10 protein-coding genes, 2 tRNA genes and 3 rRNA genes are annotated in these 21221 nt (G+C 62.0%); 11 read left to right on the plus strand and 4 right to left on the minus strand.

Features of this window, described 5'->3' with window-relative positions:
* Positions 1-307 precede the first annotated feature (307 nt).
* The 9 genes from llg_RS12535 to llg_RS12575 all read left to right on the plus strand — a co-directional run bounded on the left by llg_RS12535 (position 308) and on the right by llg_RS12575 (position 9881).
* The gene (locus llg_RS12535; protein ID WP_338285013.1) at positions 308-1834 is read left to right on the plus strand and encodes a PhoH family protein; all 1527 of its coding nucleotides are present in this window, start codon (positions 308-310) and stop codon (positions 1832-1834) included.
* 48 nt (positions 1835-1882) lie between these two features.
* Positions 1883-2467 carry an RbsD/FucU domain-containing protein gene (locus llg_RS12540; RefSeq protein WP_338285014.1) on the plus strand — a complete coding sequence of 195 codons (585 nt, stop codon included), beginning with the start codon at positions 1883-1885 and terminating at the stop codon, positions 2465-2467.
* A gap of 18 nt (positions 2468-2485) precedes the next feature.
* Positions 2486-2776: a hypothetical protein gene (locus llg_RS12545; RefSeq protein WP_338285015.1), complete on the plus strand. Its 291-nt coding sequence runs from the start codon at positions 2486-2488 to the stop codon at positions 2774-2776.
* A gap of 924 nt (positions 2777-3700) precedes the next feature.
* A 16S ribosomal RNA gene (locus tag llg_RS12550) occupies positions 3701-5238 on the plus strand.
* Positions 5239-5425: 187 nt separating this feature from the next.
* A tRNA-Ala gene (locus llg_RS12555) sits at positions 5426-5501 on the plus strand.
* A gap of 29 nt (positions 5502-5530) precedes the next feature.
* A tRNA-Ile gene (locus llg_RS12560) sits at positions 5531-5607 on the plus strand.
* 229 nt (positions 5608-5836) lie between these two features.
* Positions 5837-8666: ribosomal RNA gene (locus llg_RS12565) — 23S ribosomal RNA — on the plus strand.
* A 230-nt stretch (positions 8667-8896) separates the two neighbouring features.
* Positions 8897-9012, plus strand: a 5S ribosomal RNA gene (gene rrf, locus llg_RS12570).
* The 16S, 23S and 5S rRNA genes sit together here with 2 tRNA genes alongside, the layout of an rRNA operon.
* Before the next feature lie 467 nt (positions 9013-9479).
* A complete protein-coding gene (locus llg_RS12575) occupies positions 9480-9881 on the plus strand; it encodes a hypothetical protein (RefSeq protein WP_338285016.1) in 402 nt (133 codons plus the stop codon).
* Between the two features lie 122 nt (positions 9882-10003).
* On the opposite strand, the gene llg_RS12580 is transcribed toward llg_RS12575, so the two are convergent.
* Together llg_RS12580 and llg_RS12585 are read right to left on the minus strand one after the other, a co-directional pair.
* Complete coding sequence (locus llg_RS12580; RefSeq protein ID WP_338285017.1) at positions 10004-10807, minus strand: TatD family hydrolase; 804 nt, start codon at positions 10805-10807, stop codon at positions 10004-10006.
* Positions 10808-10854: 47 nt separating this feature from the next.
* A complete protein-coding gene (locus llg_RS12585) occupies positions 10855-11136 on the minus strand; it encodes a hypothetical protein (protein WP_338285018.1) in 282 nt (93 codons plus the stop codon).
* Between the two features lie 104 nt (positions 11137-11240).
* Here llg_RS12585 and llg_RS12590 point away from each other — a divergent pair, with 104 nt between their 5' ends.
* A complete protein-coding gene (locus llg_RS12590) occupies positions 11241-12347 on the plus strand; it encodes a prolipoprotein diacylglyceryl transferase (RefSeq protein WP_338285019.1) in 1107 nt (368 codons plus the stop codon).
* A gap of 99 nt (positions 12348-12446) precedes the next feature.
* Here llg_RS12590 and llg_RS12595 read toward each other — a convergent pair whose 3' ends face one another.
* Both llg_RS12595 and rsfS read right to left on the minus strand, forming a co-directional pair.
* A complete protein-coding gene (locus tag llg_RS12595; RefSeq protein ID WP_338285020.1) occupies positions 12447-13676 on the minus strand; it encodes a competence/damage-inducible protein A in 1230 nt (409 codons plus the stop codon).
* A 103-nt stretch (positions 13677-13779) separates the two neighbouring features.
* Complete coding sequence (rsfS, locus tag llg_RS12600) at positions 13780-14160, minus strand: ribosome silencing factor (protein ID WP_338285021.1); 381 nt, start codon at positions 14158-14160, stop codon at positions 13780-13782.
* A 227-nt stretch (positions 14161-14387) separates the two neighbouring features.
* Here rsfS and llg_RS12605 point away from each other — a divergent pair, with 227 nt between their 5' ends.
* Positions 14388-21155 (plus strand): hypothetical protein, encoded by a 6768-nt coding sequence (locus llg_RS12605; RefSeq protein ID WP_338285022.1) that lies wholly within the window; start codon positions 14388-14390, stop codon positions 21153-21155.
* The last annotated feature ends 66 nt before the right edge of the window (positions 21156-21221 follow it).

Here is a 21221-nt window from a genome sequence, read left to right on the forward strand (position 1 = left end):
TGCGGCGGTGTCCGGGAAGGCTTGGAATCCTAAAAAAACGGGACGTTCCATCGCAGCGGCAAGCGGGTGCCGGGAACGGGTTTTGCAAAAAACCGGCGATCTACTGGATCCATCTTATATTGTTTTGAACCGCGGTCCGGCCGGTTCCGCTTTGATGTTGTCATGCCGTCTTCGAGGGGGATACTGACGCTATCTTGAGTAAAAGGTTGCTCAGAATGCCGTTGATGGACGGCTTGGCGATGACCGGCGGCGGGCCGGGGCATCACCCCCTGTTACCCGCCTCGTGAAACCCTCACCTCCCGATCCCATGATCCAGCGTGTCGACGAATCCACCCAGGTCCCCATGTTCGACGAATACAGCCAAGCCGACGGCAACAACCGCAAGCGATCATCCCAGGGAGCGAAACCCGTGGACTTCGGCCTCAAGGCCCCGTCCCAGGTCGTGAAGAACTTCGTGCTCGATACCAACGTGCTGTTGCACGACCCCGCCTGCCTCGAGCGCTTCAAGGACAACCACCTCTGCGTGCTGGTGGACGTCCTCTCCGAGCTGGACAAGTTCAAGTCCGAGCAGACCGAGCGCGGCGCGAACGCCCGCCGCGTCCACCGCCGCCTCACCGAGATGTTCTCCTGCACCAAGAAGGTCACGCAGGGCGTCAGCACCTCCGGTGGCGGCACCGTCCGCCTCGTCATCTACGATCCCTCCAGTTGCCCGAAAAACTCGGAGGTGCTCAACCGCTTCTACCGCATCTTCCCGGACCGCGAGCGCGTCGATCACCGCATCCTCGCCGCCTGCCTGCTGATCGCCGAGAACAACAGCGCCCCGGTCGTGCTCGTCACGAAGGACATCAACATGCAGCTCAAGGCCCGCGCCGTGGGCATCGATTGCCAGGACTACCTCAATGACAAGGTGGACGTCCGCGAGGTCTCGAACTACGAGACCCGTCGTATCGAGGTGGACGCCACCGAGCTCCAGCGTTTCGCCAGCGGCGGCGAGATCCAGCTCGATGAACAGCGCTGGCTCGGCGTCGCCGTGAACGAGTACGTCCTCCTCGGTTCCGGCGAGAAGCAGACCATTCCCGCCCGCCTCGGTGCCAGCGGCCATTTCCTGCGCCTCCAGCTCCCGGAGGCCCTGAAGATCCCGGACGGCCAGTCGCTCAAGCCGATGAACCTCGGCCAGCGCTGCCTGATCGACGCCCTGCTCAACCCGGACATCTCGCTCGTCACCTGCTACGGCCACGCCGGCACCGGCAAGACCCTGGTCGCCGTCGCCGCCGGTCTCCACGAAATGTTCAACCGGAAATACACCGGCCTCACCGTCAGCCGCCCGGTCGTCGCCATGGGTGACCAGCTCGGCTACCTGCCCGGCTCGCTCGATGAGAAGATGCGCCCGTGGCTCCAGCCGATCCACGACGCGCTCGACCTGCTGATGCGCCCCGCCGCCCCGCTCGGGCCGCGCCGCAAGCAGCAGAAGAAGGACGCGCCGGACTCCGGGGCGAAAAAGCCCTACGAGGTGCTCATGGACCAGGGCATCCTCGAAATCGAGGCGCTCTGCTACATCCGCGGCCGCTCGATCCCGAACCGCTTCTTCATCCTCGATGAAGCCCAGCAGCTCACCCCGCAGGAGGCGAAGACCATCGTCACCCGCATGTCCCGCGGCTCGAAGCTGGTCCTCGTCGGCGACCCCGCCCAGATCGACAATCCCTACGTCGACAGCCGCAGCAACGGCCTCGTCTACACCCGCAACCGGCTCAAGGGCCAGCCCTTCGCCGCCCACGTCGCCCTCAGCCGCGGGGAACGCTCCGAACTCGCCGAGGCCGGCGCGCAACTCATGTAACCGGCCGCCCGTTGACAGCCGCCGGTCGACGGGCTTAATTCCCACGCAATGAACTTCACCCGATGGATCCTGGCAGCCGGCATGGCGGTGGCTGCCAGCGGGTGTGCGTTGCAGGAGCAGCCCGGCAGCAATTGGAAGTCGGCGGTGGCCACCCAGGTCAACCAGCTCGGCTACCGGAACTGGATTGTCGTCAGCGAGGCCTCGTTCCCCGCGCACAGCCGCACCGGCGTCCGCCAGATCAGTGCTCCCGTGGAGATCCCGGAAGCCGTCGATTTCGTCCTCCGCACCATCGAGGAAACCGAGCACGTCAAACCGCGGGTCTATGTTTCCCGGGAAATGCGTTCGGTGGAGAACGATTACGCCCCGGGCGTCGATGACCTCCGCAAGAAGATCGCCGCCTCCCTCCATTCGCGGGAAACCACCGAGCTCGACCACGAGGCCTTGCTCACCCTGCTGGAGGACGCGAACCGCAGTTTCAACGTCCTCGTCATCCGCACCACCACCGCCCTGCCGTACTCCAGCGTCTTCATGGAACTCCAGCCCGGCTACTGGGACGGGGACTCCGAGGCCCACCTGCGGGAGAAGATCCAGCGGGAACGCGACCGCGCAAACAAGCTGGCGCGCCCGCTGTGAGGCGTGCATCTTGCCGCCGTGAGCCGCAAAGACGAAGAAATCCGGTTGGAGCGCGAGAGCGCGTGGGTGGGGGACGCCGTGTTGGCCTTGTTCGCCCGTGAGTTCGTGCTGAGGGAGCGCCAGACCATGGACGGCGTCTGGTTCACCCGCCTCACCTCGAATGATTTCCTCAGCGCCTTCGGCAATCCCACCCGCGTCGAGGCCTCCATCGGCAAGCTTTACCGCGAACAAGGCCTCGCCGCCGCTTTCGCCTGGATCGAAAGCGAAATGCTCCCGCTCTTCCGCAAGCAAATCGCCAACAAACCCTAGCTGGGATACTTGGCTGGGAGTAGGGACATTCTTGTCCCGTTCTTCTTCTTCTCTCCAAGCCCGTCGCACCACGCGACGGGCTTTTTCTTTTTGGGGACTCTTCCTCTTCGTAGCCGCGCTCGTGAGGTAGCGCGAGGCTCCCGCCTTGCGTGTGGGGTGGAGTTCGTTCCGCTGGAAGCGTCCGATCCTCCGAATGGAGCGTCAGAAACACGCAAGGCAGGAGCCTCGCGCTACATTGGATGCAGCTCTCTAACAGACAGCGTGTTGGGGTGCTTTAGTGCTCTTAAATCACCCCGGTGGAGCGCGTCATCTCCATCGTGATTTCCACCGCGAGCCGACGTCGCAATCCACTTACCCACAGCGCATTACTATCGATTTAACAATCCCCTCCGCCCGCTCTAACAGCCCTCTGTTAGGCATTGCGGTCCGTTTCACGCCCGATTCGTCCCCAAACCCGCTTTTGGGGCCCTGTTGGAGCCCGTTTTGGGGTCGGATTGGGCCGTTTCGGTGACCATTCCGTCAGAAAAAACCGGAATTCTTCCTGTTGATTTTGAATGGTTTGGGGTAATCTTGCGGGTTCGTCGTGAAAAAACATCACGAAAGGCATTGACCCGCGGGGTCCGTTCAGGGTAGCTTGCGCCCGTCGCCGCTACGAAGCGCGACACGAGAGACCGACAGCCGGTCGCGGTGGAAACACCCGATCGGCTTCTTAGTCCCCTCGAAACGGATCTTTGACAATGCGGCTCAGCACGAACGGTGCCAACACTCTGCAAAGAGTCTCTGGTGCGGCGGTTTGAGGCTGAGCGGAAAAGAAAAAGGCTAAATTGTGTGCTGCGCGCCTTGAGAGGTGCGCAGGCTGAACCAGGGAAACCTGGTCAGTAGGTCCAATTTAAGCAGGTTCTTTATAGAACCTAGCACTATATTTTTACGGAGAGTTTGATTCTGGCTCAGAACGAACGCTGGCGGCGTGTTTAAGACATGCAAGTCGAACGGGGAGAATGAGTAGCAATATGATTTCTCTTAGTGGCGCACGGGTGAGTAACACGTGAGTAACATGCCCTTCAGTGGGGAATAACCCAGGGAAACTTGGATTAATACCCCATGGTCTCGCAAGAGTAAAGGCGGCCGCAAGGCTGTCGCTGGAGGATTGGCTCGCGCCCTATCAGCTAGTTGGTGAGGTAACGGCTCACCAAGGCAACGACGGGTACCTGGTCTGAGAGGACGATCAGGCACACTGGAACTGAGACACGGTCCAGACACCTACGGGTGGCAGCAGTCGAGAATAATTCACAATGGGGGCAACCCTGATGGTGCAACGCCGCGTGGAGGATGACGGTCTTCGGATTGTAAACTCCTGTCATCCGGGAGTAAGACCTGGCTGTGAATAGCAGACAGGGTTGATAGTACCGGAAGAGGAAGGGACGGCTAACTTCGTGCCAGCAGCCGCGGTAATACGAAGGTCCCAAGCGTTGTTCGGAATCACTGGGCGTAAAGGGTGCGTAGGCGGTTAGGTAAGTCAGATGTGAAATCCCGGGGCTCAACCCCGGAACTGCATCCGATACTGCTTGACTTGAGGACTGGAGAGGTGACTGGAATTCTCGGTGTAGCAGTGAAATGCGTAGAGATCGAGAGGAACACTCGTGGCGTAAGCGAGTCACTGGACAGTATCTGACGCTGAGGCACGAAGGCCAGGGTAGCGAAAGGGATTAGATACCCCTGTAGTCCTGGCAGTAAACGGTGTGCGCTTGGTGTGAGGGGATTCGACCCCCCTTGTGCCGGAGCTAACGCGTTAAGCGCACCGCCTGGGAAGTACGGCCGCAAGGCTAAAACTCAAAGAAATTGACGGGGACCCGCACAAGCGGTGGAGTATGTGGCTTAATTCGATGCAACGCGAAGAACCTTACCTAGGCTTGACATGCATCTCTAATCTCGTGAAAGCGAGTGACCCTTCGGGGGATTTGCACAGGTGCTGCATGGCCGTCGTCAGCTCGTGTCGTGAGATGTTGGGTTAAGTCCCGCAACGAGCGCAACCCTTGTGACTAGTTGCCAGCGGGTAATGCCGGGAACTCTAGTCAGACTGCCCAGATCAACTGGGAGGAAGGTGGGGACGACGTCAGGTCAGTATGGCCCTTACGCCTAGGGCTGCACACGTACTACAATGCCCAGTACAATGAGAACCGAGACCGCGAGGTGGAGGAAATCTATAAAACTGGGCCCAGTTCGGATTGGAGGCTGCAACTCGCCTCCATGAAGCCGGAATCGCTAGTAATGGCACATCAGCTACGGTGCCGTGAATACGTTCCCGGGTCTTGTACACACCGCCCGTCACATCATGGAAGCCGGTCGCACCCGAAGTGTTCGCGCCAACCGCAAGGAGGCAGAGCCCTAAGGTGTAGCTGGTAACTGGGATGAAGTCGTAACAAGGTAGCCGTAGGGGAACCTGCGGCTGGATCACCTCCTTTCTACGGAGAATCTCAAATGGCTAGTCCATCCCTGAGAAGGTCGACTCCCACCAGCATGCAAATGTTGGCTTGGGAGCGAGAAGCGAGCAATCGCCCTCACAACATTCAAATCCTTTAACCTGAGCAAACCAGCATGGTTCGCAGCATACGATTTGGCTTTTTTCTTTTCAATTCGCACCTCCAGAGAGGGGGTATAGCTCAGTTGGTAGAGCGCCAGCTTTGCAAGCTGGATGTCCAGGGTTCGAGTCCCTGTGCCTCCACCAACTTCAATTGGGCATGAGTCCAATACTTTGGGCCTGTAGCTCAGTTGGTTAGAGCACGCGCTTGATAAGCGCGGGGTCGCTGGTTCGAGTCCAGCCAGGCCCACCACCTCTTGCCTAGCAAAGGAACTGGGAGAAGCGAGTTTAGCATTGTAGAAGAGAGTCCGCTCTTTGACATCCGCATGGAGAAATAAGTTTTTCCTGACTGCATATTGATTGCTCATATGAGCGCTCTTTACGTGGTCTTGGAATACTCTAAATTCCCAATTAATGTTTATGGCAATTTTGTTGAACACTCAGAAATGAGTGAAGACTCAACGATGGCTGATTTCGAAAGGAATCAAGCTACGAAGGGCACACAGTGGATGCCTTGGTGCTAACAGGCGATGAAGGACGTGATAAGCTGCGATAAGCTTCGGGGAGCGGCAAATACGCTTTGATCCGGAGATTTCCGAATGGGGTAACCTGGTGGTGTTAATACGCCATCGTTTCTTTCTGAATCAAATAGGGAAGAAGACGCGATACCCGGTGAAGTGAAACATCTCAGTAACCGGAGGAAAAGAAAGAGAATCGATTCCGTCAGTAGTGGCGAGCGAAAGCGGAAGAGCCCAAACCGGGGACTTGTCCCCGGGGTTGTAGGACCCCGACGTGGGAGTGGTGACGATAGGAGAAGTGCATGGAAAGGCACGACACAGAGGGTGACATCCCCGTATCCGAAATCCGATCTGCCCCTAGGGTGTTCCTGAGTAACACAGCACACGTGGAACGTTGTGTGAATCTGCGCAGACCACTGCGTAAGGCTAAATACTAGTTAGCGACCGATAGTGAACCAGTACCGTGAGGGAAAGGTGAAAAGAACCGCTGTGAGCGGAGTGAAATAGAACCTGAAACCGTGTGCCTACAAGGTGTCAGAGCCCATTCGTGGGTGATGGCGTGCCTTTTGCTTAATGAGTCTGCGAGTTAGTATCTGTGGCGAGCTTAAGTTCTTCTGGAACGGAGGCGAAGCGAAAGCGAGTCCCAATAGGGCGAATTAGTTGCAGGTGCTGGACCCGAAGCGGAGGTGATCTACCCTTGGCCAGGTTGAAGCGTAGGTGATACTACGTGAAGGACCGAACCGGTGAATGTTGAAAAATTCTCGGATGAGCTGAGGGTAGGAGTGAAAGGCTAATCAAACCCCGTGATAGCTGGTTCTCCTCGAAATGCATTGAGGTGCAGCGTTATGTGCTGATGAGTGGGGGTAGAGCACTGAAAGGGCTAGGGGGCATACCCGTCTACCAAACCCTATCAAACTCCGAATACCACTCAATGGAGCATAGCAGTGAGACGGTGGGGGATAAGCTTCATCGTCAAAAGGGAAACAACCCTGATCAGCAGCTAAGGTGCCTAAATTACGCTAAGTGGAAAGGATGTGGAATTTCACAGACAGTGAGGATGTTGGCTTAGAAGCAGCCACCATTTAAAAAGTGCGTAATAGCTTACTCATCGAGAGATTCTGCGCCGAAAATGATCGGCGATAAGCGTAATACCGAAGCTCTGGGTGTCATTCTTTTGAATGGCGCGGTAGAGGAGCATTCTCAGTGCCTTGAAGCAGGAGGGCGACCGACTGTGGAGTGCTGAGAAGAGAGGATGCAGACATAAGTAACGATAAGACCGGTGAAATCCCGGTCCGCCGTAAACCCAAGGTTTCCAGGGCTACGTTTTTCGTCCCTGGGTTAGTCGGGACCTAAGGTGAGGCCGATGGGCGTAACCGATGGACAGCAGGTTAATATTCCTGCACTTGCGAACCTTAAGCTAGGATGACGCATGGATGGAGGTAACTAAGTAATTGAATTCCGAGGTGAGGCTACGGCCGATCCGCATTACCGAAGTCTGTGCCTAGAAAAGCCCTAGTGCATGCTAAGCAACCCGTACCGCAAACCGACACAGGTGGGTGGGTAGAGTATACCAAGGCGTAAGAGTGAACCCTGGTTAAGGAACTCGGCAAATTGGCCCCGTAACTTCGGGATAAGGGGTGCCTGATTTCCAGGCCGCAGTGAAATGGCCCAACCGACTGTTTAGCAAAAACACAGCATTGTGCCAAGACGTAAGTCTACGTATACGATGTGACACGTGACCAATGCGGAAAGATTAAGGTAAGAGGTTAGCCGCAAGGCGAAGCTTTGAGCCCAAGTCCCCGTGAATGTCGGCCGTAACTATAACGGTCCTAAGGTAGCGAAATTCCTTGTCGGGTAAGTTCCGACCTGCACGAATCGTGTAACGAGTTGGGCGCTGTCTCAACCAGGTGCTCAGTGAAATTGTAATGGCGGTGAAGATGCCGCCTACCCGCAGAAGGACGGAAAGACCCTATAGACCTTAACTGTAAGCTGTCATTGGTTTTTCGATTTTCATGCTCAGCATAAGTGGGAGGCTTTGATGTGGTCCTTTAGGGGATCGCGGAGCCGCCAGTGAGATACCACCCTTGGGTGTTGGAAGATCTAACCTCGACCCGTGAATCCGGGCGGGGAACAGTGTCAGCCGGTCAGTTTTACTGGGGCGGTATCCTCCTAAAGAGTAACGGAGGAGCGCGAAGGTGGGTTCAGCACGGTCGGTAACCGTGTGTCGAGTGCATAGGCATAAACCCGCCTAACTGTGAGGCCAACAAGCCGAGCAGATACGAAAGTAGGCCTAAGTGATCCGGCGGTAGAATGTGGAATTGCCGTCGCTCAACGGATAAAAGGTACCTTAGGGATAACAGGCTGATTTCGCCCAAGAGTTCATATCGACGGCGAAGTTTGGCACCTCGATGTCGGCTCGTCGCATCCTGGGGCTGGAGAAGGTCCCAAGGGTCCGGCTGTTCGCCGGTTAAAGCGGCACGCGAGCTGGGTTCAGAACGTCGCGAGACAGTTCGGTCCTCTATCCTCTGTGGGCGCAGGAAAATTGAGGGGTTCAATTCCTAGTACGAGAGGACCGGAATTGACGCACCTCTGGTGCACCAGTTGTTCTGTCAAGAGCATGGCTGGGTAGCTAAGTGCGGAAGAGATAAGCGCTGAAAGCATCTAAGCGCCAAGCTCCTCCCAAGATGAATTTTCCCTGAAGGATCGTGGAAGACTACCACGTTGATAGGCTGGAAGTGCAAGTGTAGTAATATATTCAGCTTACCAGTACTAATCATCCGTTCGGCTTGATTCCATCGGAATCGTTGCCGTTGTTGAAAGGGATTTGGATCCCGAGGCCATAGTGAGAGGCTCGAGTGGATCGGTTAAGTTAGGAAAATGAAGTTCTCCGTGTGGATGTCAGGGAGCGGACCGTGTTGAAGGTCCGCTGTTCTGAAGAAGATACTGAAATGACGAAGCTGAAGCTGTTCGTCCTCAGAGTCCCAGTTTTGATCATCATCAACGAGTGATGAACCAAGATTGCCCTCTGGTGACCACAGCGCGGTGGAACCACCCGGTCCCATTCCGAACCCGGAAGTGAAACGCTGCAGCGCCGATGGTAGTTGGACGATAGGTCCTGTGAGAGTAGGTCGTCGCCAGGTATTTGCCCGTCCTTGTCGAAAGATGAGGACGGGCTCTTTTTTTGTTTGGGGGTGGGGTGTGTGGATGGGTGTGGGTGTGAGGTGGTTTGCGGCCTGTGGGGTGTGGCGGAGTGTTTTGGGGGATAGGGCCTATAGGTCTTATAGGTCTTATAGGTCTTATAGGTCTTATAGGTCTTATAGGTCTTATAGGTCTTATAGGTCTTATAGGTCTTATAGGTCTTATAGGTCTTATAGGTCTTATAGGTCTTATAGGACGTATAGGACGTATAGGACGTATAGGACGTATAGGACGTATAGGACGTATAGGACCTATGGGACCTATGGGACCTATGGGACCTATGCGACCTATGGGAGAGACGTGTGGTGCGTGCGCAGGTGAGCGGACTGGCGGTGGTGGGATTGGGGTGAGTGTCCCCACTCACAAGCAGGAATGCTTGTGCTACTTGGGGCGGGTGCCACGTTGGGGCATGGGCAGTCCGTTAGAGTTGAATGACACCCTGTTGCTGGGAGAGGCTCAGGGGTTTCCGGTGGAGGTTTTCGATCTGGAACGCCACAGGGTTTCGCCGGTGACGCTTGCGGACGTGCAGGACCGGGTGTTTTCGTTCCACGGGAAAGACGGGGCGCGGATCTTCCACCTCGATCCGGTGCGGGTGTTCCTGGTGCAGAACCTCGGCGGCAAATGGCTGATCTGGGGCAAGGCCCTGATCCAGTCCCAGACGATGGAGAAAAAACTGAATGCGGACGGGAGCTGGACGCCGGGGGAATGGACGATGTCCGGGACCTACCGGGTCAGCGAGGTGTATGACCCGGATTACCAGGAACTGTTCACCCGGCGCGAATCAGCACCGGGGAAGAGTTTCTTTTCCTAGCGACCGCTGGCCGGGAGTTTCCAGGATTTCAAAGGGGTGTCCCCTGATCATTGGAAACCACGGGAACGGGGCGGGTTGTCCCAGCCCACGTTCTCCCGAACGCGGCTACGAAGAGGGAAGCGTTACGGCAGCACGAAGCGCGGGGACTGGCTGAGGAACTTCTTCGGGTTGTCGTAGAGGACGCGCTCGATGGTTTCGGCGGAGTATTTCCGCTTCTTCATTTCGAGGCCGCATTTCACGACGGCGAGGGGATCGGAGACGCCCCAGTCGCAGGCGCTGTTCAGCCACAGGCGCTCCATATGGTACATTTCCAGCATGTCGATGGCGCGGTTCGGGGAGCACTTGCTCTCCGGGTAAAGGGTCATGCCGGCCCAGTAGCCGCTGTCCAGGACCATGCCGACGGTGTGTTCCTCGACGTGGTCGATGATGACGCGGCCGCGGTCGAGCTTCGAGAAGGAGGCGAGGGAGTCGAGGATGAGGCGGGTGCCCTTGCGCTTGTCCTCGAGGTGCGGGGTGTGGATGAGGATGGGCAGGTCGCGGTCCAGGGCTAGCTGGACGTGTTCTTCGAAAATGGCGAGCTCGCTGCGGCTGTTCTTGTTGAGGCCGATCTCGCCGATGCCGAGCACGGTGGGCTTGTCGAGGAACTCGGGGATGATGGACATCACCTCGCGGGCGAAACCGGCGTCCTCGGCTTCCTTCGGGTTGATGCACAGCCAGCAGAAATGGGGGATGCCGTACTTGGCGGCGCGCTTCGGCTCGTAGTCGGTGAGCTGGCGGTAGTAGTCGTAGAACCCGGCGGGCGAGGAGCGGTCGAAGCCGGCCCAGAAGGCGGGTTCGCAGATGGCCTCGCAGCCGGCGAGCGCGAGTTTCTCATAGTCATCCGTGGTGCGGCTGACCATGTGGCCGTGGGGTTCGATGTATTTCATCTCCAGAGTAAAAAGTGATCAGTGGGCAGTGATCGGAGGAAGAGGTTTCAGAGTGGGACGCCGGCGGGGCGGGGGGCGCCGGAGGCTCCCTGAGTGGTGGCTTTTTCGATCGGCTCGGTGGAGGGATCGGAGAGGGCGTCGAGCACGGCCTTGGCGCGGCCGCCGGGTTGGGCGGAAAGGAGCAGGGGGAGGGCGGCTTTCAGGGCTTCGAAACGGAAATCGGGCTCGCCGGGGTGGCGGTCGACGCGGTCGAGGAAGGCGGCGAGATCGATGAGCTTGAAGCGGGCGTCCATGAAATGGAGGTCCAGGATTTCCTGCTTGGTGGGCATGGGGAGAAGCTAGTGCGGGTGGGGCGGAATCCCAATGGGAAAAGCGTGGAATGGAAACGGGTTCGCCGCTTGCGGGGCGGGCGGGGATGGTGTGTGCTGCCGCCGTGTTCGCCACCTACGTCCACCACCTCGATCCGATTGCACTGAAGGCGGGATTTCTCACACTGCGCTGGTATGGGCTGGCGTATCTCGGGGGCTTCGCGGCGGGGTATCTGCTGCTCAAGTATCTGGCGACCAGGAAGCTGTGGGTGTTGAAGCCGGAGGAGGCCGGGGATTTCATCGCGGCGGCGGCGCTGCTGGGGGTGTTCATCGGCGGGCGGCTCGGCTACGTGCTGTTCTATCAGATCCTGGAGTCCGCGCAGAAGCGGGCGGAGGTGTTCCATGATCCACTGAGCATCCTGCGGGTGTGGGAAGGCGGCATGGCGAGCCACGGCGGGATCCTCGGGCTGTTCATTTTCACGTGGTTCTACGCGAAGAAGAAGAAGGTGGCGTGGACGGCGCTGGGCGATGGCCTGTGCGTGGTGGCACCGGTCGGGTTGTTTTTCGGGCGGATCGCGAATTTCTGGAATGGCGAGCTGTATGGGCTACGGGTGAAGGAAGGCGCGGTGCCGTGGGCGATGAAGTTCCCGCTGGCGCTCAATGATGGGAAGGCACCGGAGTCCGCGAATTTCTACGAGGCGCTGAATGCCGGAACGGTGAAGGTGATGGAACTCGCGTCATCGGGACATCTGCCCAAGTCATTGATGACGGAGGGAGGGGGTAACCCCATTCTGGTGAACGCCGTGGATGCCATGAACCGGGTGCCGGTGCAGGACGATGCTTTCCGGGTGGTCTCCCACCAGGCGTTCGACGCGCTGCTGGAGGCAAACCGGCAGCTTCCGGAGATGCGGACGGTGCTGGAGCCATACCTGGAGCCGCGGCATCCGTCGCAGCTCTATGAGGCGGGCCTGGAGGGCGTGGCGTTGTTCGCGATCCTGTGGTTCGTGCGCTTGAAGTTTCCGAAGGCTCCGAATGGTCTGCTGACCGGGTTGTTCTTCGCGCTCTACGCGTTGTTCCGGATCATCGGGGAGAATTTCCGTGAGCCGGATGCGGCGATGTTCGGGCCGCTGAGCAAGGGGCAGTTCCTGTCGTTCTTCATGTTCGTGTTCGCGGCGGCGTTCTTCGTCCACGCGTGGCGGGGGTGGAAGAAGATGGAAGACTCGAAGACGTAAGAAGTAAGAGAAGAGGAAGAGGGGAGCGGGCGTGTGAGGGGGGGGCTGGAGGCGCGTGGGTTGGCGTGAGTTTTCCCACTCGCAAGTTGGAAACTTGCGCTACTTCGCGAGCTTGCGGATGCCGTCGAGGGCGGCTTGGCTGACGCCGAGCTTGAAGTCCTTGCGGTTGCGGAGGTGGAGCTGGCGCAGGGCGATGGTTTCGCCGCCCTTCACGGCCCAGGCGAGCCAGACGGTGCCGACCGGCTTGTCCTCGCTGCCGCCGTCCGGTCCGGCGATGCCGGTGACGGCCACGGCGATGTCCGCGCCGCTGGCGTTGAGCGCGCCCTCGGCCATGGCGCGGGCGACCGGTTCGCTGACCGCGCCGTGGAGTTTCAGGAGTTCCTCGGGCACGCCGAGGAGGTCGCGCTTCGCCTCATTGGCGTAGGTGACGAAGCCGTGGGTGAAGACGGCGCTGGATCCGGCGACGTCGGTGATGCGGCTGGCGATCAGGCCACCGGTGCAACTTTCCGCGGTGGCGAGCTTCCAGCCGCGGGCCTGGCACAGGCGCAGCACGGTCTCGGGCAGGGAGGTGCCATCGTCGCTGATCAGGAACCGCTCGAACTCATCGAGCGCGATTTTGCGACCGGCCTCGCGGGCGGTTTCGTCGCCGATCAAGCGCAGGTCGACCTCGCCGATGTGGGCGCAGTAGCCGTATTCGAGGCCGGGCACGAGGGCGAGGCGGGCGTCGATGGCCTGGTTGAAATCGCTTTCGCCGACGCCTGTGAACTTCAGCTCCAGCGCGCCGGCGGCGGCCTCCACCCCGGCGAGCGCGCGCAGGCGGGGGACGACTTCCTCGCGGAACATCGGGTGCAGCTCGCGGGGCGGGCCGGGGAGCAGGAAAACGGCGGCATTACCGCGGCCATTGAGGCGCGGCGGGACGTAGACGCCCGGGGCGGTGCCGTTCGGGTTCGGCAGCACGTCGGCACCGACCGGAATGAGGGCCTGCTTGCGGTTCGAGTCCGCCATCACCTTGTTGCGGGTGGCGAAAAAGGCTTCCAGCGAGCGGATCGCGGCCTCATCGGTGATCAGGTCGATCCCGAGCACCTCGGCGGTGATCTCGCGGGTGAGGTCGTCGCTGGTGGGGCCGAGGCCGCCGGTCACGATCACGGCATCGGCGCGGGAAACGGATTCCGCGAGGGATTCGCGGATGGCCTCGCCATCGGGCACGGTGGTCTGGCGTTCGATGCGCAGGCCGAGCTTGAACAGCTCGCGGCCGAACCACGCGCCATGGGTGTTGAGCGTGTTGCCGAGCGTGAGCTCGGTCCCCGTGTTGATGACTTCAATGCGCACGCCGGAGACTCAAGACGGGAAGACGGAAGACGCAAGAGCGGAGAGGGGAAAAGCGCCTGATGGGCTCTTCCTCTTGCTTCTTACTTCTTCCAGTCTTGCGTCTTCAGGCGTCGGCCTGCGGAGCTTCGGTGGCAGTCTTCCACTCGACCTCCTTGGCGTCGCCCCACAGCTTTTCGAGGCCGTAGTAATCGCGCAGCTCGTCGTGCATGATGTGAACCATCACGTCGATGTAATCGAGGACCACCCAGCGGGTATCGGCCTTGCCTTCGGCGTTCGCCGGGCGGGAGCCGGTCCATTCCTCCACGTGGGCGGAGATGTCGCGCAGGATCGCGCGCAGGTGGGGCATGGAGTTGCCCGAGCAGACGATCATGTAGTCGGTCAGGTTCGACACGCCGCGCATGTCCCAGACGCGGATGTCCTCCGCTTGGATTTCATCCGCCGCCTTGGCGCATGCCTTGGCCAGTTCCAGTGCTTCGATTGCCATGAGTCGTTTCCCCGCTCGGGGGGCGGGATCCTAGGGGGGAATGGCGGATTGGCCAATCGAAATCGAAAATGGGCGATTTGGGGGGCGAAAGCCAAGGAGCAGGGACATTCTTGTCCCGTTTGTAATCCACCCGGCATAGCCGGCAAATTTGCAAAGAACGGGACAGGAATGTCCCTACTCCTTGTTTATCTTCCCCTCCCACCACGGCTTGTCTAATTAGATGGACCATGCGTCCTGCCCTCGTCGCCCTGGCCCTGTCGATGCCCGTGTATTCCGCGGATCTGGAGTTCAAGGAACGGTTTGCCGATCCGGCGACCCGCACTGAGGCGCTCGGGCGGCTGGTGCCGGAGACGCGGGACTGGTTCTTCTACCGGGCGCTGGACCACCAGCTCGCCGGGCGGGCGAAGGAATGTGAGGCGGTGTTGGCCGAGTGGCGGGTGGCGATCGCACGAAAGGAGCGTCCGGTGGACGGGGATGGCCTCCGCGAACTGGAAAACCGCACGCTGCTGCTGGCGTGGCAGGGGAATCCGGACAAGACGGCGGACGACCTGATCCGTCACCTGGAACTGAAATTCGACGACACCCGGCCGGACGCGGCGGCGGATGAAAAGCTGCCGACGGCGCTGGCGGCGGACGCCATTTCGGTGGCGGCTTTCGAACAAGAAGCGGCGGCGCAACGCCGGGACAACCCGTGGGAGGGATATGGCGCGGCCCGGCTTTATGCGGAGCTGGACAAGGCCGAGTCGTTTTCCGTGGCGAAGCGCCGGTGGGTGTTGGGCCATCTGAAACGGGCGGACCATCCGGCGGTCCCGAAATTGATCGCGGCGGAACTGGCCGAGGGGGCCAAGCGGTCGGCGAACGGTTTGCCCAACCCGATCCCGCTGCTGGACTTGCTGACGGTGGCGCAGATGGACGAACTGGTGCGGCTGGAACCGCGCCTCAAGGGGCAGGCGTCCTTTGTCCTCCGCTATCTCGGGGCGCTGCGGCCCGCCGATCCGGTCGCCCTCCGCACCGATCGAGCGGTGCAGGCCGCCTATGCGAAACGGTGCTTGGAATTCACCCGCACGCTGTCCCCGGCGCTGGCCGGGCTGCACCTCGCGGCGCTGGAAAGCCATCTCTCACTCCAGAGGGAACTCGGTAACTACCCGCAGGACGATTTCCTCACGCTGCTGGCGGTGCCGCGGAAGGCGCACCCGTTGCTGCGGGCGGTTCCGGAGAAGGGGCTCTCGGTGGACGAGTCGTTTTGGAACGCCACCGGTCTGCCGGAAGTGCCGGACGATATGCGGCTGCTCCAGGACTACCTCGATCATTTCCTCGGTGCGGCCGATTCACCGGCAGCCTTCGCGCCCTTCATCGAGGACAAGCGTCTCGCGCTCCTGCATGCCGAGGCCCGCTTGCTGGCCGGGGCCGATCCAGCGAAATGGGGCGCGGCGCTCGATCCGGTGGCATTCCGCGAGCTGCGGGAGCGCACCACCCTCGGCTTCGCGCCCGGCCAGCCGGAACGCCTCGCCGCGGATGCGCGGGTGAAGCTGGCGCTGGACCTGAAGAACACCCCGGAACTGCTGGTGCGGGTGTATCCGCTGGACCTGGATTCGTGGTTCTCGACCCATGACAAGGAGCCGGAGGCCGATCTCGACCTCGACGGATTGGTGCCCGCCCAGGAAACCCGGCTGACCTATACCCAACCCGCGCTGGTGCGCCACCGCGAGTCGATCGACCTGCCGGAGCTGAAAGGCCGCGGTGCCTGGATCGTGGAAACGGTGTCGCGTGGCGTGGCCGCGCGGGCTTTGATCCGGAAAGGCAGCCTGGCCACGGTGGCGGAGCCGGTGGAGGGCGGGGTGGCCGTGCGGGTGTTCGATGAGACTGGGACACCGGTGCCGGACGCGGTCCTCACCGTGGACGGCCAGATGCTGAAACCGGGGGCGGACGGACGGATCGCGGTGATGGCGGGGTTTCATGCCGATTCGCCGCGGGCGGTGGCCAGCGGTGGGGGATTGGCCACGGCGGTGAAGCTTTCGCTGCGGCCCTCGGCCCCGTACTTGGACGCGCGTTTCCATGTCGACCGCGAGCAATTGATCGCCAACCAGCGGGCCACGCTGCGGATGGCCCTGCGATTGACCGACCTGGGAGCGGAAGTGCCGCTGGAGCGCCTGAAGAACCTCACGCTCACCCTCACGGCCACGCTCGGCGATGGAGTCACCACCCAGCGGGTGATCTCGGACGGGCTGAAGCCGCTGGCCGAGCAGACGGTCGATTTCCTGGTGCCGCCGGACGCGCGGAAGGTCGGGCTGAAACTCACCGCCAAGGTGGACCCGAAATCCGGCGGCGAGCCGGTGGAGCAATCGGCGTCCCGGGAGTTCGCGATCAACGGCGTGCTCGATACCGACACCACCGGCATCGCGCAATTGTCCCTCACCACCCGTGGCTACCGCCTCGACCTGCGTGGGCGGAATGGCGAGGCGCTGGCGAACCGGGCGGTGGAGATCGAGTGGACGCACCGCGATTACGCGGATCCGGTAACCACGGAACTGCGGACCGGCGCGGATGGCCGCATCGAGCTGGGGGAACTGAAAGGGATCGCCAGTCTCAAGGTCAGCGGAAACGACATCCAGGCGACCACGATGAGCCCGGAGAAGGACACGCGGGAGGGTTCGCTGCCCCGCGCAAGGTTCGAGCTCGGCGTTCGCGACGTGCTCCGTTTGCCCGTGGCCGGTGGCGCGGAAAGGATGGACCGCGCCCGGTTCCGGTTGCTGCGGACCGCCAAGGACGGGGTGGCCGAGGATTTGACGGATGGCCTCGCGGTTGAGGACGGGCGGCTGGTGGTGAAAGGGCTCGCGCCCGGGGAATATGCGCTCCAGGTCGATGACGAGGACCGGACGCTCAAGGTTCATGGCGGGGTGGAGCGGGATGGCTTGATCTTCACGCCCGAGCAGGTGGTTCAGAAATCCGTGCCGGTCCTGCCGGCGGTGGCTGAGACGACCACCGCCGGGGACACGCTCACGCTGCGGTTGTCCGGGGCCACGGCGAATACCCGCGTGACTCTGGTGGGCACGCGCTACCTCCAGTCCGGGTGGCGGTGGTCCGATCTTGCGGCCTTCGATCCGAGGACCTCGATCACTTGGTCCCGCGGGGAATCGGCGTGCGGCTACCTCACGGAGCGGAAGCTGGATGATGAAATGCGTTACATCCTCGACCGCCGGAACGCGGTCACGTTCCCCGGCACGCTGTTGCCGCGGCCCGGCCTGCTGGTGAACCGCTGGACGGAGCAGGAGACCACCGCGAACGAGGAAACGGCGGCGCGTGGTGACGATGGGCGGCTGGGGAGCAGCGGGTTGGGTGCGGGTGCCGGCGCCTCGACTCCCTTCGGCATGGAAGGCCCCGGGAAGGCGGGTGGGGGATTCCCGTGCTTCGATTTCTTGGCGAGTGGCTCGGTGGTCCGCTACACGCTGACGCCAGATGCGCAGGGCGTGGTGCGCGTGCCGCTGGCGGACTTCCGCACCAGCCAATCGATCGCGGTGGTGGTGACGGACCAGGGTGCGCTGAGCCGCACCACCGTGCCACTGGCTCCTTCCGAGCCGCCGCTGCGCGATCTGCGGCTGGCGCGTCCGCTCGATCCGGCGAAGCATCACACCGGCACTCGCGGCGCGAGCTTCCTGGGCACTGGCGGCGAGACCACCATCGATAACATGCTGGATGCCGATTGGCGCGCCTTCACCACGCTGGAGGAAGCGTGGTCGTATCTGGCCGGAGCGACACCGGCGGCGAAGCACGGCCTGCAGGATTTCGCGTTCCTGCACCATTGGTCGGAGCTTTCGGAAACGGACAAACTGGCGAAGCTCTCGGAGCACGCGTGCCATGAGCTGCACCTGTTCTTGGCCCGCAAGGACCGCGCGTTCTTTGACAAATACGTGAAGCCGGGCCTCGCCGGGAAGATGGAGCCGACCTTCCTCGATGACTATCTGCTGGAGCGCGATCTCACGGCCTACCTGCGGCCGTATGCGTGGAAGAAGCTGAACGCCGCGGAGAAGGCGCTGCTCGCACGGGCGGTGCCCGCCGCGCGCGATCGGGTGGTCACCGAGCTGCGCCAGCGCTGGGAGCTGGAGGCCCCGGACGCGGATACGGAAAATCGCCTGTTCCTCGCCACGCTGCGGGGCGAGGGACTTTCGGAAAAGGACTCGCTGGGGCTGGCAAGGAACGAGGTGCCGATGGCTCCGACCGTGGCTTCCGGGGCGGCGCTGACGGGTTCGGCCTATGAGATCAACAAGCTCCAGGCCATTGTGATCCCTTCGATCTATTTCGAGGACACCACGGTGGAGCAGGCGCTCGAGTTTCTCCGCGTGCGCTCGGCGGAGCTGGACCCCACCGAACTCGATCCTGCGAAGAAGGGCGTGAACTTCATCGTTCGCCGACCGGCCGGGGGCGGAGGCTCCGGGATATCGGGAGCGGAGGAGCCGGGCAACTTGCGCATCAAACAGCTCCGTCTCCGCAACGTGCCGCTCGCCGTGGCCCTGAAGTACATCTGCGATGCCACCCGCTTGCGCTACAAGGTGGACGAATACGCGGTGACGCTGGTGCCGCAGACGGAGACCGGCGAGGACTTGTTCACCCGTGCCTTTGTGGTGCCTCGCGATTTTTCGGGGATGCTCGATAGCGGCGGCAGCGACGTCGGAAACGCCGCCGCCGATCCCTTTGCCAGTGCGGCCGGGTCCAGCGGGTCGGAGGCCCGGATGACGACGCGTCCTCCGATTTCCGAGCTGCTGAAGCGGGCGGGAATCGCGCTTCCGGAAGGTGCTTCCGCCACCCTGGAGGGGAACCGCTTGCTGGTCACCAGCTCTCCCACCGAGCTCGACAAGGTGGCGCAATTGACCGACACGTTCAAGGACGCGAAGGTTGCTTCCGCCGATCCCTTCGCGGCATCGGACGGGCCGACCTCCGGCGTGCTGCCGCTGCCCGTGCCATCGGTCGATCCGGACACCACCCGCGTCTGGCGGGAATCGAACTACCATGAACATCGTGGATCGAGCGACGAGGAGTTCATCCCGCTCAACCGTTTCTGGATCGACCTCGCGGCGTGGGATGGCAAGGGGCCGTTCCTGTCGCCGCATTTCAACGAGTGCATCCACCACGCGAACGAGGCGCTGATGTGCCTGGCGCTGCTCGATCTGCCGGAGCGCGCGGAGAAGCCGGAGGTGCGCGCCGAGGCGGCGAAGCTGCACGTGAAGGCGCGCGCGCCGATGCTGCTGTTCTACAAGGACACGCGCGAGACCGACAAGGTGGCCGCGGACGCGCCGGTGCTGGTGCGGGAAACGCTGCACCGCCTCGGCGATGACTTCCGCACCGTGAACGGGCGGAAACAGCAGGCCACGGTGGGGGACAAGCTGGTGGCCGGGGAGCACTACGGCATCTCGCTGGTGGTCACCAATCCGGGCGGCGACGAACGCCGCGTGGACGTGCTCGCGCAGATCCCCGCCGGGGCGATGCCGCTGAAGGGCCTGCCGGTGACGCTCTCGAAGACCGTCACGCTGAAACCCTATGGCGTGGCGAACCTCGACCTGGCATTCTATTTCCCCGCCGCCGGATCCTTCACGCTCTATCCGCTGCACGTCACCGAGGGCGAAACCGTGCTCGCCCACGCCGGGAAGCGAACGCTGGAGGTGGCGGCGGAGGCCGCCGAAGCGGACACCACCTCGTGGCCCGTGCTCGCGCGCGATGGCACCGCGGAGCAGGTGCTGGAACGCCTGCGCCGGGACAACCTGCACACGCTGGACCTCCACCAGATCCTGTGGCGGCTCCAGGACAAAGGCTTCTTCACCGCCGCCACCGCGGTGCTGCGGGAGCGGCTGGTGTTCTCTCCGGAGATCGCGGCGTATGGCTTCAAGCACCGCGATGTCACCGCGATCCGCGAGTATCTGGAGAACTCGCACACGCTCACGGAGGTCGGCGGCTGGCTGAGCAGCCCGCTGCTCGATGTCCGGCCGCAGGAGCACCTCGAATTCGAGTCGCTCGAGTTCGATCCGTTGGTGAACCGCCGCGCCCACCGCCATGGCGACAACCCGCGGCTCTCGAACGTGGAGGCTGCGAAGTTCCAGGAAACCGTGCTCGACCAACTGGCGTGGAAGCCCGCGCTGGACGATGGCGACCAGCTCCGGCTGGCGCTCCTGCTCCAGCTCCAGGACCGCACCGGCGAGGCGATCGAGCGTTTCAACCAGATCGACCCCGCGAAACTGCCGGGCCGCACGGCCTACGATTACCTCCACGCCGTCCTGCTCTTCGCCATGCAGAAACCGGAGGACGCGCGCACCATCGCCACGCGCTACGCCGGGCATCCGCTGGCGCTGTGGCGCGGGCGTTTCGCCGCCGTGGTGGCGCAGGCCGATGAGATCGCCGCACTGGCGAAGGGCCGCCCGGCCGCTCCGCCGGCCACCGCTACCGAGCCCTCGCTGGAGATCGCCTCCGCCGCCGATGGCACGCTGCAATTGAAACACCGCGGCCTCCAGCAGGCGCGGCTCCAGCTCTTCCATGTCGATTTGGAAGTGCTGTTCTCAAAGGACCCGTTCCTGAAGGGCGGCATGGACGGCCTGCCGCCGATCCGCGCCAACGACACCCGCGAGGTGACGCTTGCCGCCAACGGTGAAACGCGGGTCGAGCTACCGGAATCGTTCCGCCACGGCAATGTCCTCGTCGCCGCCGACGCGGGCACCAAGCAGGTGCTCCAGGTGCTGGACAGCCGCGCCATCGACCTGCTGCGGAACCCGGCCGAGCGCACCGTGCAGGTGCTCGACACCGCGGGCAAACCGCTGGTGAAGAGCTACGTGAAGGTCTACGTCGAGACCCGTGGCGGGCAAACGCGGTTCCTCAAGGACGGCTACACCGACCTGCGCGGGAAGTTCGACTACCTCACCCACTCGTTCGATCCGGACCTGCGGATCAAGCGCGTGGCCCTGCTCGTCGTCCACCCCGATGCGGGCGCGAAAACCCTGGTGTTCGAGCCGTGAGCGCGGAGGAAGAGAAGGCGGATCACATTCCATTTGCCACCTTGGCCACGGGCGCGGTCTCAGGCG

It is taken from the genome of Luteolibacter sp. LG18, from assembly GCF_036322585.1.
Lineage (GTDB): Bacteria > Verrucomicrobiota > Verrucomicrobiia > Verrucomicrobiales > Akkermansiaceae > Luteolibacter.